Here is a 14,897-nt window from a genome sequence, read left to right as displayed (position 1 = left end):
TATCGGAGGATCCTATGTCGAAGTCGCCTGCCACCTACCGCCCCGAAACCCGCCTGGTCCATTCCGGCACCCTCCGCTCGCAATATGGCGAGACCTCGGAGGCGCTGTTTTTGACCCAAGGCTACGTCTACGAAAGCGCCGAGCAATGCGAGGCGCGATTCAAGGGCGAGGACCCCGGCTTCATCTATTCGCGCTACTCCAACCCGACCATCGCGATGTTCGAGCGCCGCATGATCGAGCTCGAAGGCGCGGAAGCCGCCCGCTCGGCGGCAACCGGCATGGCGGCGGTGACGACCGCGATCCTGGCGCCGCTGAAAGCCGGCGATCACGTCGTCGCGTCGCGCGCGCTGTTCGGCTCCTGTCTCTACGTCGTCCAGGACCTGCTTCCTCGCTACGGCATCGAGACCACGCTGGTCGACGGCCTCGACCTCGACCAGTGGCAACGGGCGCTCAAGCCGAATACCAAGACGTTCTTCCTGGAGAGCCCGACCAATCCGACGCTCGACGTGCTCGACATTCCCGGCATCGCCGAGATCGCGCACAAGGGCGGCGCACGGCTCGTCGTCGACAACGTGTTCGCGACACCGATCTGGCAGAGCCCGCTCGCGCTCGGTGCCGACGTCGTGGTCTATTCCGCGACCAAGCACATCGACGGCCAGGGCCGCTGCCTCGGCGGCATCATCCTGTCGTCGGAAGCCTTCATCGCCGAGCACATCCACAATTTCATGCGCCAGACCGGTCCGTCGATCTCGCCGTTCAACGCCTGGGTCCTGCTCAAAGGCCTCGAGACGCTGGGCGTGCGCGTGCGCGCGCAGACCGACACGGCCGCGCGCATCGCCGACGTGCTGGCGGACCACCCCAAGATTTCGCGGCTGGTTTTTCCGGGCCGCGCCGATCATCCGCAGGCGGCACTGGTGAAGAAGCAGATGCGCGGCGGCTCGACGCTGGTCGGCTTCGAGGTCAAGGGCGGCAAGGCGGCGGCGTTCCGCGTGCTCAACGAATTAAAGCTGGCGAAGATCTCGAACAATCTGGGCGACGCCAAGAGCCTCGTCACGCATCCGGCGACCACGACGCATCAGCGCCTGAAGCCGGAAGACCGCGCCGCACTCGGCATCAGCGAAGGTTTCATCCGCTTCTCCGCAGGACTGGAGCATGCGGATGATCTGATCGAGGATCTAGCGGCGGCGCTGGAGAAGGCGTGATTTGTCTTACCCTCCCCTGGAGGGGAGGGTAAGCGACGCCTACATCGGCCGATACGCGCGCACGTCCGCAGGCACGTTCACGCCGATCTTGATCTGGCCGACCGAGCGGATGATGTCGTCGCCCAGCAACTGGGCGAAGCAGGCATAGCCCCAATCGTTCATGTGCAGGCCGTCGGCGATCACGAAACCCTCGACCGGGATCGCCTGCTTCTCGTGCCAGTCGCGCATCACCTCGAAGCGCGGGAAGATGCCGACGTGACGAAGCTCGGCGACCTTGCCGAGCAGCTTCACCATCTTGCCGGCGCTCTCGGCGCGCTGATTGACGGCCGGGGAATATTGCGGATCGACCAGCACGATGTCGGTGCCACCCGAAGCCTGGATGCGGGAGATGCCTTCTTCGACGATCTTGGCGGTCTCGCCGGGATCGAGATTGCGCAGCACGGCGTTGGTGCCGACCTGCCAGATCACCAGATCCGGATGCGCATCGATCACCTCCTTCTGGAGGCGCTTCATCATCTCGGGCGCATCCTCGCCGCCGACGCCGGCATTGACGACGGTGATGTCGGCGCTCGGATATTGCCGGCGCAGCTGCGCGGCGAGCCGGTTCGGATAGTTGAACTCCGGCGAGCTCGCACCGAATCCAGCGGTCGACGACGAGCCGAATGCGACGATGACGACGGGCTGGCCGGCGACCAGCTTGCCCGCGACATGCGGCAGCGAGCCCATCGCCTTCGATCCGCCCTTCGGCCGCAAACAGGGAACGCGGCTGAAGATGTCGCCGGCGGATTTCGCGACCTGCTTGACCTTGTCGATGGCGCGCGCGGTGATGCCGCGCTGCTCAGGCGACGTCGCGGCGACGGTGGTCTGGGCGGGCGATGCGGGAGCGGGACTAGCCGACTGCGCGGGCGCGGGTGTTGCCTGCGCGGCTTGCGCCTGCGCGCGCGACTGCGAGGCCGGGGTCAGCAACAGCAGCGCTGCCGCTGCGGGCGCAGCCAGCCAAGCCGACAGGCAAAAAGGGCGGAAAGAACTCATTTACGCTAGACCTCAATTTTGCTGCTGGGCCGGCTCCAGATGGGCAGCGTCGATCACGAACTGTGCCAACGCCCGGCCAAGGCAATCATGGACTTGTTTCGCCAGCTCCGGCCCGCGGGACGGGCTGAACAGGTCGAACTGACCCTGATCATTCCACTGCCGCATGATCGCGAAACGGTCAAACAGCGGGATGTCATGCTCCTGCGCCACCACCCGCATGTTGTCGAGGTATGGCGGCACCGAGATCATGGTTTCGGTACGCGGGCTGTACTGCAAATTCATCAAGACGACGTCAGCCCCTGCATTTTGCAACGCGGTAACCCCTTCGGTCAGCGCGCCGCGAAAATCGTCGGGATCGATGGCTCGGATAGCATCCACCGTCCCGGTCTGCCAGATGACCAAAGTAGGCTTTTTTGCTTCCATCAGCTTAACGAAGGTTCCGGCCGCCTCCTCGGCCGTCTTCTTGCTCTGTATTTCTACGGAGACGTGCACGACCTCCGACGGCGGCAGCTTGTCCTTCAAAACGGCCTGCATGCGCGCCGGATATGAGCTGTCCTCCGAGGCCGGAATGGTGGTCGAACGGCTGCCGATGACCAGGATTTCGAGCGGGTTGCCTGATTTGACGGTCTCGGCGACCTTGGGAAGCTGGCTCTCGCTGGTGAGCAGATAGGGCGGCACTTCGCAGGCTGCGGGCGCGGCAGGAGCGGCAGCAGGCGCAGCATCGCCCGCGCGCGCCGGCGGCGCGGCGAGGCTACCGCATAGCAGGACCAGGCTCAGGAGAACCTTCGCCTTCATCAGCCCCCTCCCGCCAGATCGGCGTTGCCGACGGCGTTTTTGGTTTTCGCACCGCTTTTGTCAGCCACGCGCTTGTACCACGAAATCACCGCGGCCACGCCCCACATGATCAGGATTCCGCAGAGACTAATCAACGCATGCATGACGGCGCCGCCGGAGACCTCGGCCAGGATGAAATGGCCGGCAAAGGCGAGGAAGACGCCGAGGCAGAAGATCTCGAGCGAATGCGAGCCGCACAGGATCAGCGGCCGCAGCCAGGGCGATTTCAGGCCCGGCCACTCCCGCGGCAGGAACCGCACGGTGAGCGCGGCCAGCGCCAGGAAATGCGTGAAGCGCAGCACGTCGAGGTCGGTCTTGTCGATCGGATACATCCACTGCTCGAGCCGCTTCGGCATGAAGTGCGAGAGCTGCGGCACGTACCAGGTCAGCGTCACGCAGAACGCCGCGACGATATAGGCCATCGCGATCCACATCGTCACGGGCGAGGCCAGGATACGCGACATGCGCCGCGCACCTCCGAGCGCACACCATGCACCGAACACGAACAGCAATTGCCAGGCGAGCGGGTTGAACGCCCAGAAGCCGTTCGGATAGGCGGAGAAGTAGAGGTCGAATTCCCAAGTCACCGCATAGAGCACGACCGAGAGCGCGAGCGTGACGTCGGGCTTCCACTTCATCGAATAGAGGATCAGCGGCAGCGCCAGCATCAGCACGATGTAGAGCGGCAACACGTCCATGTTGACGGGACGGAAGCGCAGCAGCAGCGCCTGCACGATGGTGACGTCGGGCTGCTTGAGGAAATCCATGATCCCCATCTCTTCGGTGTAGAGCGGGTTCTCGAAGCTGGTCGCCACATAGGAGATCTCGGCAAGGAAGATCGTGAACAGGAAGACGTGGGCGACATAGATCTGCCAGACGCGCCGCAGGATGCGCGCGGTGGCGATGAGAAAGCCGCTCTCCAGCATTGCGCGGCCGTAGACGAAGGCGGCGGTGTATCCGGAGATGAAGATGAAGATCTCGGTGGCGTCGCTGAAGCCGTAATTGCGGATCGTGAACCAGGTCAAGAGACTCGGCGGCAGATGGTCGATGAAGATCAGCCACAGCGCAAGTCCGCGGAACAGGTCGAGCCGGAGCTCGCGCTCGCCGATAGCCGGCAGCGAGATGGCCGGCAGCGAGGTGGCCGGCGCAGCCGCGCGCGGCTTGGCTTCTGCCGGTTTCGCGGTTCCCGCGATCGTCGATCCCGTCACTTGGTCGGCAATGGTCATCGGGGCCAAAAACCCTTGCGCAAATCGCGACGCATTGAGGAGTGTACAGGTCCGGTCGCTGTCTCGAAAGCGGCCGGATCACATTGGGGTCTACTTCCTCACCAATTCTGGCGGGACGATGTCGCGAAATCCGCCTGCGGCGTTTGGTTCCGGAGCCGGATTTCGTTATGATGGCAGCCATGTACCGCGCCGTGACCCGTCAGATCGAAGTGACCGTCGAGCCGAACTTTGTTCCGGAGCAGTCGTCGGCCGACCGCTCGCGCTTCTTTTGGGCTTACACCATCGTCATCACCAATTCCGGCGACGAGACCGTGCAACTCAAGACGCGGCACTGGATCATCACCGACGCCTCCGGCCGTCAACAGGAGGTGAAGGGTGAGGGCGTGGTCGGCGAACAGCCGATCCTCGCCCCCGGCGAGCGTTTCGAATACACCTCCGGCGTGCCGCTCACGACCGCCTCCGGGTTCATGACGGGCCGCTACCAGATGGTCAGCGAAAGCGGCGAACGCTTCGAGATCGACGTGCCGACGTTCTCGCTTGACAGCCCGGACAGCAAGCGGGTGTTGAATTAGGCGATGCCGTAGGGTGGGCAAAGGCGCAACGTGCCGTGTCCACCATCTCTCTCGAATTCGGAGATGAAGCGGTGGGCACGCTTCTGCTTTGCCCACCTTACGATGCGGCGACTTACGCGCGCTCCACACCGGCCTCGTCCGGCGTGAACTGATAGACCGACGAGCAGAACTCGCAGGTCACCACCACCTTGTCGTCCTTGACCATGGCGGCGCGATCGTCGGACGAAAAACTCCTCAGCATCGAGGCGACCGCGTCGCGCGAGCAGGAGCATTGCGCCCTGAGGTTCAGCGGGTTGAACACGCGCACGCCGCGCTCGTGGAAGAGACGGTAGAGCAGCCGCTCGCCGGACAGCTCGGGATCGATCAGCTCGACGTCCTCGACGGTCTCGATCAGCGAGCGCGCCTCGACCCAGGCGTCGTCTTCCGCAACGCTGTGCACCTCGACGCCGTCGGGTGCATCGCCGGGATGCAGGTCGGCCTGCCGCGCGCGCTCGGGCGCCTTCGGCAGGAATTGCATCAGCATGCCGCCGGCGCGCCAACGGTGCTTGCCGCCGTCGCTGGAGCGCCACTCCTCGCCGACCGCAAGGCGCACCTTGGTCGGGATCTGCTCGGAGCGCAGGAAATATTCGTGGGCGGCATCTTCCAAGCTGCCGCCGTCGAGCGCGACCAGACCCTGGTAGCGGCTCATGTCGGGGCCCTGGTCGATGGTCATGGCGAGATGACCGCGGCCGAGCAGCGCGCCGGTATCCCTGGTGTCACCAAGGCGGGCGGCATCGAAGCGCGCATAGGCGCGCAGACGATCCGGTGCCTGGTAGTCCACCACCAGGAACGACACCGGGCCATCGGTCTGGGCCTGGAGGATGAAGCGGCCTTCGAATTTCAGCGCCGAGCCGAGCAGCGTCGTCAGCACGATGGCCTCGCCCAGCAGCTTGCCGACGGGCGCCGGATAATCGTGCTTGGTCAGGATCTCGTCGAGCGCAGGCCCGAGCCGCACCAAACGGCCGCGCACGTCGAGCGCGTCGACCTCGTAGGGCAGCACGGCGTCATCGATGGGAACCGCCGATGGCGCGCGAACCGGGCCTTCAGGCCCGGTTTTCATGTCAGGGGATTGGGAAACCATGGCGCTTTATCTGGGGTCCGAGGTGGTGAAATGGAAGGGCCGCGAGGCGGTGTGTTCCGGATACAGTTATGATCGCACACGATCCTGCAAATTCGATGTCATCGCGCGGCGCGCCACTTGTCCGCCGAAGCTCAAAGAGCGAAGACGGAAGCGCGCACCGGGACCCATAATCACAGGATTACGTTGTAACCGGCGATGACAACTCCGAGTCATCGTCAAGCCACATCCTGTGGTTATGGGTCGGATCTGCGCTTACGCTTCTCCGCGAGGACAGCGGAGGATGGGTGCACCAGCACAGCCACCCCGCTCCGCCACAGCCTACTTCACTGCGTCGAAGCACCAGGCCAGAATGCCCTTCTGCGCATGCAGGCGGTTTTCGGCCTCGTCGAACACGACCGATTGCGGACCGTCGATCACCTCGTCCGTGACCTCCTCGCCGCGATGGGCGGGCAAGCAGTGCATGAACAGCGCGTCGGGCTTGGCCAGCGACATCAGTTTCGAATTGACCTGATAGGGCTTGAGCACGTTGTGACGGTGCTCGCCTTCCTTGTCGCCCATCGACACCCAGGTGTCGGTGACGACGCAATCGGCGCCCTTCACGGCGGCCTCGGGGTCGGTGCCGAGCACGATCGGCGCGCTGGTCGCCTTGATCCAGTCGCGCATCACCTTCTTCGGCGCGAGCTCAGGCGGGGTCGCGACGTTAAGCCTGAACTTGAAACGCTCGGCGGCGTGGGCCCAGGACGCCAGCACGTTGTTGTCGTCGCCAGTCCAGGCCACCGTCTTGCCCTCGATCGGGCCGCGATGTTCCTCATAGGTCATGAGGTCGGCCATCACCTGGCAGGGATGCGAGCGCCGCGTCAGGCCGTTGATGACGGGCACCGTGGCATATTCCGCGAGCTCCAGCAGCGCCTCGTGATTGAGGATGCGGATCATGATGGCGTCGACATAGCGCGACAGCACGCGCGCGGTATCGGCGATGGTTTCGCCGCGGCCGAGCTGCATCTCGGCGCCGGTGAGCATGATGGGCTCGCCGCCGAGCTGGCGCATGGCGACGTCGAACGACACGCGGGTGCGGGTCGAGGGACGCTCGAAGATCATCGCCAGCGTCTTGCCTTCGAGCGGCTTCACCGGCTGGTGTGCCTTCTGCTTCGCCTTCATCGCGGAGGATGCGGCAAGCATGCGCTTGAGCTCGGTCAGCGGCAGCTCGTTGATGTCGAGAAAGTGCTTTGGCGTGTTATTGGGCGAACCGCTCATCAGCTTACCGCCCGCTTGTTGCCGGCGAGCGCAGTGCAGGCGCGCTCGAGCCGCGCGACGCCATCCTCGATCTCGGCTTCGGTGACGACGAGGGGCGGCAGGAAGCGCACGACGTTGTCGCCGGCACTCACCGTAAGCAATTTTTCGTTGCGCAGCGCGGCGACCAGATCACCGGAGGGCACCACGGCCTTGATGCCGATCAGGAGGCCCTCGCCGCGCACTTCACTGACGATTTCAGGATGGCGGTCGATCACGGAAGCAAGCTTCTGCTTGAGCAGCAGCGACATTCTCTGCACGTGGTCGAAGAAGCCGGGCTTGAGCATGACATCGAGCACGGCATTGGCCGCCGAGATCGCGAGCGGATTGCCGCCGAAGGTCGAGCCGTGCGAGCCCGGCCCCATGCCGGCCGCCGCGCCGGCTGTCGCCAGCACCGCGCCGATCGGGAAGCCGCCGCCGAGCGCTTTCGCCAGCGACATCACGTCAGGCGTCACGCCGGTGCGCCGATGTGCGAACAGATCGCCGGTGCGGCCCATGCCGGTCTGCACCTCGTCGAATGCGAGCAGCAGGCCCTTCTCATCGCAGAGCTGGCGCAGCGCCTTGAGGAAGGCCGGGGTCGACGAGCGCACGCCGCCCTCACCCTGGATCGGCTCAATCAGGATGCCGGCGGTTTGCGGACCGATCGCCTTCTTCACGGCCTCAATGTCGCCATGCGGGACCTGGTCGAACCCTTCCATCGGCGGACCAAAGCCTTCGAGATATTTTGCAGAGCCCGTCGCAGCCAAGGTTGCCAGCGTGCGGCCGTGGAAGGCGCCCTCGAAGGTGATGATGCGGTAGCGTTCCGGATAGCCCTTGGAGAAGTGATGATGGCGTACCAGCTTGATGACGCCCTCCAGCGCCTCGGCGCCGGAATTGCAGAAGAACACGAAGTCCGCAAAGCTCTCGCTGCAAAGACGCGCGGCGAGCTTCTCGCCGTCTGGGCTCTGGAACAGGTTCGACATGTGCCAGAGCTTCGTCGCCTGCTCCTGCAACGCCCTGACCAGCGCGGGATGGGCATGGCCGAGCGCGTTCACGGCGACGCCCGAGGTGAAATCGAGATAGCGCTCGCCATTGGTCGCGATCAGCCAGCAGCCTTCACCGCGCTCGAAACCGAGATCGGCCCTGGCGAAAACGGGGAGCAAATGCGGCGCTGCGCTGATAGTCATGGCGGTCACTTGAATGTTGCGGCGGACTGGGCGTGCATTGCGCAACGCACCATTGACCGGCCCGGAAAACGAAACGTGCCGCCTTTTAAGGGCGGCACGCGTGACTATCTTATGCCTGGTAAGACGGGTGTCAATGCCGCCCGGAAAGCCTCGCGAAACGCTGAATCCGTAGTCTTGCGGTGCAGATTTTGCGGGATTTTCACCACGGAACATGTGGAAGCGAGTCGGCGGACTCTTGCGCGTGAGTCACGCCATATTGTAGCGTTTGGCTTGTCAGATACGACATCTCGTGCAGCAGTTCTGATCCCAAGAGTCCTCATGTACCGGCGTAACGTTCGGGCGTTCTAGGCGCGCCCGGCGAGCCTTAAGGGATTCTGACGGCACGGGTTTTTCGAGGCTTAGGCATTCGCCGCGAGGCGCCAGGACGGCAGCTGCGCGGCGAGGGAAAGGGTGCAATGACGGTTTTGACCTGGTCCGATGATCGCGTCGAGCAGCTGAAAAAGCTCTGGGAAGCAGGACTTTCTGCCAGCCAGATCGCAGCCGAGCTCGGCAATGTGACCCGCAATGCCGTGATCGGCAAAGTGCACAGGCTCGGCCTGTCCGGACGCGCCAAGAGCCCGTCATCGGCAGCGCCCCGGCCGCGCAAGGCGCGTCCGGCGCAGCACATGATGCGGGTGAGCCGGCCGATCTCGCGCGGCAACACCGCGCTGGCGCAGGCCTTCGAGGTCGAGATGGAGGCCGAGCCGGTCACCTACGACAACGTGGTGCCGATGAGCCAGCGCCTGTCGCTGCTGGAGCTGAACGAGGCGACCTGCCACTGGCCGGTCGGCGATCCCTCCAGCCCGGATTTCTTCTTCTGCGGTGGCAAGGCGCTCTCGGGCCTGCCCTATTGCGCCCAGCATTCGCGGGTTGCGTATCAGCCGGCCGCGGATCGCCGCCGCGCGGCACCGAAGCCGGGTCCCCGCTGAGTACGTCCAAAATCTGCTGATGATGTCGTTCACTCTCCCCGCTTGCGGGGAGAGGTCGAAATCCAAGCATCGCTTGAATTTCGGGTGAGGGGCACTCTCCACGACTCCAGCTGTCACCGCCCTTGCGGAGCTCCCCCGCAAGCGGGCGAGGGAGCAGCAAACAGCTCGCAAACCCTACGTCTGCTCAGCCTTGGCAAACCGATCATCCAGCGCGTAACCCGCGCCGCGGACGGTGCGGATCGGGTCCTGTTCGCGGCCGAGATTGAGCAGCTTGCGCAGGCGGCCGATATGCACGTCGACAGTGCGTTCGTCGATGTAGATATCGCGGCCCCAGACGCTATCGAGCAGCTGCTCGCGCGAGAACACGCGGCCGGGATGCTCGAGGAAGAACTCCAGCAGGCGATATTCGGTCGGGCCGAGATCGATCGGCCGGCCCGAGCGCGCGACGCGGCGCTTGTCGCGGTCGAGCTCGATGTCGCCATAGGCGAGCACGGTGGCGAGCCGCTCGGGGCTGGCGCGCCGCAAGAGGCCCTTCACGCGCGCCAGCAGCTCCGGCACCGAGAACGGCTTGACGATGTAATCGTCGGCGCCGGTCGCAAGACCGCGCACCCGCTCGCTCTCCTCGCCGCGCGCGGTGAGCATGATGATCGGGAGCTGCTTGGTCTCCGGGCGGGTGCGCAGCCGCCGGCACAGCTCGATGCCGGAAAGGCCCGGCAGCATCCAGTCGAGCACGATGAGGTCGGGGATGTGCTCCTTGAGACGGGTGTCGGCGTCGTCGCCGCGCATCACCGTCTCGACGTCATAGCCGTCGCCTTCGAGGTTGTAGCGAAGCAGCTCGGTGAGAGCTTCCTCGTCCTCAACCACCATAATGCGTGCGCCCATGGTGTCGTCGCTCCTTGGCTCTTCAGGTATTCGGGACCGTCGTCGCGAAGGTCGTCATGTCGCCCTTCGGCCGCTTGTCGGTGATCGCCTGGCCTTCGATCATGTAGAACACGGTCTCGGCGATGTTGGTGGCGTGATCGCCGATCCGCTCGATGTTCTTGGCGCAGAACATCAGGTGGATGCAGAACGAGATGTTGCGCGGATCCTCCATCATGTAGGTGAGGAGCTCGCGGAACAGCGAGGTGCAGATGGCGTCGACTTCCTCGTCGCCCTTCCACACCGCCATCGCCGCCGGCAGATCGTGCGCGGCGTAGGCATCCAGCACCGACTTGACCTGCTGCTGCACGAGGTCGGTCATGTGCTCGAGGCCGCGGAACAGTTTCAGCGGATGGAAATCCGTCTCCAGCGCCGCGACGCGCTTGCCCATGTTCTTGGCGAGGTCGCCGATGCGTTCGAGATCGGTCGCGACGCGCATGGCACCGACGATCTCGCGCAAATCGACCGCCATCGGCTGGCGACGGGCGATAGTGAGAACAGCACGCTCCTCGATCTTCTTCTGGAGCGCGTCGATCTCGGCGTCGGTCGCGACCACGCGCTGGCCGAGCGCGACATCGCGGCGGATCAGCGCATCGACGGAATCGACGATCATGCGCTCGGCGAGGCCGCCCATCTCGGCGACAAGGCGAGTGAGCTCCTGGAGGTCGGTGTCGAAGGCCTTTGCGGTGTGTTCAGAAACCATGTCCAGTCTCCTCAGCCGAACCGGCCGGTGATGTAGTCCTGCGTGCGCCGATCGGTCGGCGACGTGAAGATCTTGCTGGTATCGTCGAACTCGATCAGCTCGCCGAGATACATGAACGCGGTCTTGTCGGAGACGCGCGCCGCCTGCTGCATGTTGTGGGTGACGATCGCGATCGTGTAGTTCTCGGACAGCTCCTGGATCAGCTCCTCGACCTTGGCGGTCGAGATCGGGTCGAGCGCCGAGCAGGGCTCGTCGAACAGGATCACCTCGGGCCGCACCGCGACGGTGCGGGCGATGCAGAGGCGCTGCTGCTGGCCGCCCGAGAGCGACAGGCCGGAGGCATTGAGCTTGTCCTTGACCTCGTTCCAGAGCGCGCCGCCGCGCAGCGCCTTCTCGACGCGGTCGTCCATCTCGGACTTCGAGATCTTCTCATAGAGACGGATGCCGAAGGCGATGTTCTCGTAGATCGTCATCGGGAACGGCGTCGGCTTCTGGAACACCATGCCGACCCGCGCGCGCAGCAGGTTGAGGTCCAGCTTGGGGTCGAGGATGTTGGTCTGGTCGAGCATGAGCTGACCGGTGGCGCGCTGGCCCGGATAGAGGTCGTACATCCGGTTGAAGATGCGCAGCAGGGTCGACTTGCCGCAGCCGGACGGGCCGATGAACGCCGTGACGCGGTTGGTGCCGAGCGTCAGGTTGATGTTCTTCAGCGCGTGGTGTTCGCCGTAATAGAAATTGAGGTTGCGAACCGTCACCTTGGCGGGAGCCTCGGGCAGCATCGGCGCCTGCGGAAGCCCACCGGACGCGCTCATCGACGATACGGAAAGATCACTCATTTTGCGGTCCTTTCGGCGCCAAGGATGCGCGCGCTGATGTTCAGGGCAAGCACTGTCAGGGTGATGAGCAGCGCACCGCTCCAGGCCAGCTGCTTCCAGTAGACGTAGGGGCTCTGCACGAAGTTGTTGATGGTCACCGGCAGGTTCGCCATCGTCTTGGTCAGATCCAGGCTGAAGAACTGGTTCGACAGCGCGGTGAACAGCAGCGGCGCGGTTTCACCGGCGACGCGCGCGGTCGCGAGCAGCACGCCGGTGATGAGGCCGGACCGGGCGGCACGATAGGCGATCCGCTTGATCACCAGCGAACGCGGCAGTCCGAGCGCCGAGGCTGCCTCACGCAACGCGCTGGGCACCAGCAGCAACATGTCCTCGGTCGTGCGCAGCACCACCGGGATGACGATCACGGCGAGCGCGAGACAGCCGGCGATCGCCGAGAAGCCACGCATCGGCACCACCACCGCGCCATAGATGAAGAGGCCAATGATGATCGAGGGGGCCGAGAGCAGGATGTCGTTGATGAAGCGGATCACCGAGGTCAGCTTGTCGTTGCGGCCGTATTCCGCAAGATAAGTGCCAGCGAACATGCCGAGCGGCGCACCGATGCCGACGCCGATCAGCGTCATGATCAGCGAACCGACGATGGCGTTGAGCAGGCCGCCTTCGGTCGAGCCAGGAGGCGGCGTGTTCTCGGTGAAGATCTGGACGTTGAGACCGGCCACGCCGTTGTAGAGCAGCGTGATCAGGATCAGCGCAAGCCAGGTGACGCCGAAGGCGGCAGCGGCGAAGCAGAGGCCGCGGACGACGATGTCCCATCGGCGGCGGCGTGAATAGATCGGGTTCAAGGCCATCGCGTCACTTCCCCGCCTTCTGTTCGAGCCGCATCAGCATCAGCCGTGCGGCCGCGAGCACGAAGAACGTCAGCACGAACAGCAGGAGGCCGAGCAGGATCAGGCCGGACTGGTGCAGGCCGTCGCTCTCGGCGAACTCGGATGCGATCGCCGCCGAGATCGTGGTGCCCGGTGCGAAGATCGACGAGGAGATGCGAAACGAGTTGCCGATGATGAAAGTCACCGCCATGGTCTCGCCGAGCGCGCGGCCGAGCGCCAGCATGATGCCGCCGATGACGCCGACGCGGGTGTAGGGGATCACGACGCTGCGGACGACTTCCCAGGTGGTGCAGCCGACGCCATAAGCGGCCTCCTTCAGCACCGGCGGCACCGTCTTGAACACGTCAACCGAGATCGAGGTGATGAAGGGCAGCACCATGATGGCGAGGATCAGCGCGGCGTTGAACAGGCTGAGATAGGACGGCGGACCGGCGAAGATCGCGCCCAGCACTGGGATGCCGTCGAAGATCTTGATCATGAAGGGCTGGAAGGTGTTGGCCAGGAACGGGCCCAGCACGAAGAAGCCCCACATGCCGTAGATGATCGATGGGATGCCGGCAAGCAGCTCGATCGCCATGCCGATGGGGCGGCGCAGCCACTGCGGGCAGAGCTCGGTGAGGAAGATCGCAATGCCGAGGCCGACCGGAATGGCGATCAGCATCGCAATGAACGAGGTGACGAGCGTGCCGTACATCGGCCCGAGCGCGCCGAGCACGGGCGGATCCGCCGACGGCGCCCAGCGCTGCGTCCACAGGAAGGAGAGGCCGTATTCCTTCATCGCCGGGAAGGCACCGATGATCAGCGAAACGATGATGCCGCCAAGGATCAGCAGCACGGAAATCGCGCTGAGGCGAGTGATCCAGTAAAAAGTGACGTCACCGAGCCTGAAGGCGCTCAACGCTTTGGCGCGATCATATGGTCCGGCGGCATCAACTACATTGCTCTCGACAGCCATCTCTGCCACGCCGATCCCCTGTACTGACAGATACTATTTCTAGGTCGCCGGTCTCCGGCCCAAGACGGTTCGCAGATCGCGAGTCCGGCCCGGAGAACGATAGTCCGCAAAGCGCCCCGGGAGCGGCGGCGCGGCTTTCGCCGCACCGCCTTTCGGAACAGAAGAGCTTAGCTCTTGATGTCGGCCGACCAGGTCTTCTCGATCAGCTTCACGACGCTCTCGGGCATCGGAATATAGTCGAGCTCCTCAGCCGCCTTGGCGCCGTTCTTGAACGCCCAGGCGAAGAACTTGAGGGCTTCCTTCGACGCCGCCTTATCAGCCGGCTCCTTGTGCATCAGGATGAAGGTCGCGGCCGTGATCGGCCAGGACTTGTCGCCGGGCTGGTCGGTCAGGATGACGTAGTAGCCGGGAGCCTTGGCCCAGTCGGCGTTGGAAGCGGCCGCCTGGAACGCCTCGACGGTCGGCTGGACGGTCTTGCCGGACTTGTTGACGAGTGCAGTGTAGGTCAGCTTGTTCTGCTTGGCATAGGCGTACTCGACATAGCCGATCGAGTTCTTGGTCTGGCTGATGTTGCCCGACACGCCTTCGTTGCCCTTGGCGCCGACGCCGACCGGCCACTCGACCGCGGTGCCCTCACCGACCTTGCTCTTCCAATCCGCGCTGGCCTTGGAGAGATAGTTGGTGAAGTTGAAGGTGGTGCCCGAGCCGTCCGAGCGGCGGACCACGGTGATGGCGTCCGACGGCAGCTTCACGTTCGGATTGAGCTTCTTGATCGCAGCGTCGTCCCACTTTGTGATCTTGCCGAGATAGATGTTGGCGAGGGTCTCGCCGTCGAACACCAACTCGCCGGGCTTGACGCCCTCGATGTTGACGACGGGAACGATCGCGCCCATCACCATCGGCCACTGGACGAGGCCGTCCTTCTCGAGCTGCTCGGCCTTGAGCGGCGCGTCGCTGGCGCCGAACGTCACGGTCTTGGCCTGGATCTGCTTGATGCCGCCGCCGGAACCGATCGACTGGTAGTTCAGACCGTTGCCGGTCTCTTTCTTGTAGGCGTCAGCCCACTTCGAATAGATCGGGAACGGGAAGGTCGCCCCGGCACCCGTGATGTCGGCAGCGAAAGCCGCCGTCGCCGATGCGGCGACCAAGCCAGCAGCGACGACAGTTTTGATGAAATTCATGCTGGTC

Annotated in this window: 15 protein-coding genes; 3 read left to right on the top strand and 12 right to left on the bottom strand. The window is 64.4% G+C overall.

Going from position 1 to position 14,897, the window contains the following annotated elements:
- The first annotated feature begins 14 nt into the window (after positions 1-14).
- Positions 15-1,202, top strand: coding sequence for an O-succinylhomoserine sulfhydrylase (locus JJB99_RS04010; RefSeq protein WP_200497505.1), 1,188 nt, complete (start codon positions 15-17; stop codon positions 1,200-1,202).
- A 39-nt stretch (positions 1,203-1,241) separates the two neighbouring features.
- Here the strand turns inward: JJB99_RS04010 and JJB99_RS04005 are convergent, their stop codons facing one another.
- From JJB99_RS04005 to JJB99_RS03995, 3 genes are read right to left on the bottom strand one after another with little or no spacing between them, the layout of a single operon-like run.
- The gene (locus JJB99_RS04005) at positions 1,242-2,234 is read right to left on the bottom strand and encodes an SGNH/GDSL hydrolase family protein (RefSeq protein WP_200497504.1); all 993 of its coding nucleotides are present in this window, start codon (positions 2,232-2,234) and stop codon (positions 1,242-1,244) included.
- A gap of 12 nt (positions 2,235-2,246) precedes the next feature.
- Positions 2,247-3,029 (bottom strand): SGNH/GDSL hydrolase family protein, encoded by a 783-nt coding sequence (locus JJB99_RS04000; RefSeq protein ID WP_200497503.1) that lies wholly within the window; start codon positions 3,027-3,029, stop codon positions 2,247-2,249.
- Entirely contained in the window at positions 3,029-4,294 is a 1,266-nt protein-coding gene (locus JJB99_RS03995) for an OpgC domain-containing protein (protein WP_200497502.1), read from the bottom strand. Before JJB99_RS03995 ends, JJB99_RS04000 begins: the two co-directional genes overlap by 1 nt.
- Positions 4,295-4,461: 167 nt before the next feature.
- Between JJB99_RS03995 and apaG the strand changes: the two genes are divergently transcribed.
- Positions 4,462-4,866, top strand: coding sequence for a Co2+/Mg2+ efflux protein ApaG (gene apaG, locus JJB99_RS03990; RefSeq protein ID WP_200497501.1), 405 nt, complete (start codon positions 4,462-4,464; stop codon positions 4,864-4,866).
- Between the two features lie 112 nt (positions 4,867-4,978).
- Here apaG and JJB99_RS03985 read toward each other — a convergent pair whose 3' ends face one another.
- The 3 genes from JJB99_RS03985 to JJB99_RS03975 all read right to left on the bottom strand — a co-directional run bounded on the left by JJB99_RS03985 (position 4,979) and on the right by JJB99_RS03975 (position 8,442).
- A complete protein-coding gene (locus JJB99_RS03985) occupies positions 4,979-5,986 on the bottom strand; it encodes an Hsp33 family molecular chaperone (protein WP_200497500.1) in 1,008 nt (335 codons plus the stop codon).
- Between the two features lie 318 nt (positions 5,987-6,304).
- A complete protein-coding gene (argF, locus tag JJB99_RS03980) occupies positions 6,305-7,240 on the bottom strand; it encodes an ornithine carbamoyltransferase (protein WP_200497499.1) in 936 nt (311 codons plus the stop codon).
- Positions 7,240-8,442: an aspartate aminotransferase family protein gene (locus JJB99_RS03975; RefSeq protein ID WP_200497498.1), complete on the bottom strand. Its 1,203-nt coding sequence runs from the start codon at positions 8,440-8,442 to the stop codon at positions 7,240-7,242. Before JJB99_RS03975 ends, argF begins: the two co-directional genes overlap by 1 nt.
- Positions 8,443-8,897: 455 nt before the next feature.
- Here JJB99_RS03975 and JJB99_RS03970 point away from each other — a divergent pair, with 455 nt between their 5' ends.
- The gene (locus JJB99_RS03970; protein WP_200497497.1) at positions 8,898-9,410 is read left to right on the top strand and encodes a GcrA family cell cycle regulator; all 513 of its coding nucleotides are present in this window, start codon (positions 8,898-8,900) and stop codon (positions 9,408-9,410) included.
- Positions 9,411-9,584: 174 nt separating this feature from the next.
- On the opposite strand, the gene phoB is transcribed toward JJB99_RS03970, so the two are convergent.
- From phoB to pstS, 6 genes are all read right to left on the bottom strand, one after another.
- The gene (gene phoB / locus JJB99_RS03965; protein ID WP_008143479.1) at positions 9,585-10,292 is read right to left on the bottom strand and encodes a phosphate regulon transcriptional regulator PhoB; all 708 of its coding nucleotides are present in this window, start codon (positions 10,290-10,292) and stop codon (positions 9,585-9,587) included.
- 22 nt (positions 10,293-10,314) lie between these two features.
- The gene (gene phoU, locus JJB99_RS03960; RefSeq protein ID WP_200497496.1) at positions 10,315-11,031 is read right to left on the bottom strand and encodes a phosphate signaling complex protein PhoU; all 717 of its coding nucleotides are present in this window, start codon (positions 11,029-11,031) and stop codon (positions 10,315-10,317) included.
- A gap of 11 nt (positions 11,032-11,042) precedes the next feature.
- Positions 11,043-11,867: a phosphate ABC transporter ATP-binding protein PstB gene (gene pstB, locus JJB99_RS03955; protein ID WP_200497495.1), complete on the bottom strand. Its 825-nt coding sequence runs from the start codon at positions 11,865-11,867 to the stop codon at positions 11,043-11,045.
- Entirely contained in the window at positions 11,864-12,709 is an 846-nt protein-coding gene (gene pstA, locus JJB99_RS03950) for a phosphate ABC transporter permease PstA (RefSeq protein WP_200500040.1), read from the bottom strand. Before pstA ends, pstB begins: the two co-directional genes overlap by 4 nt.
- A 10-nt stretch (positions 12,710-12,719) precedes the next feature.
- A complete protein-coding gene (gene pstC / locus JJB99_RS03945; RefSeq protein ID WP_200500039.1) occupies positions 12,720-13,709 on the bottom strand; it encodes a phosphate ABC transporter permease subunit PstC in 990 nt (329 codons plus the stop codon).
- A gap of 167 nt (positions 13,710-13,876) precedes the next feature.
- Positions 13,877-14,890: a phosphate ABC transporter substrate-binding protein PstS gene (gene pstS / locus JJB99_RS03940; RefSeq protein ID WP_200497494.1), complete on the bottom strand. Its 1,014-nt coding sequence runs from the start codon at positions 14,888-14,890 to the stop codon at positions 13,877-13,879.
- Between the last annotated feature and the right edge of the window lie 7 nt (positions 14,891-14,897).

It is taken from the genome of Bradyrhizobium diazoefficiens, from assembly GCF_016616235.1.
GTDB classification, from domain to species: Bacteria; Pseudomonadota; Alphaproteobacteria; order Rhizobiales; family Xanthobacteraceae; genus Bradyrhizobium; species Bradyrhizobium diazoefficiens_H.
Note: the sequence above shows the minus strand (reverse complement) of the source record. Positions and strands in the feature narration are given on the sequence as shown.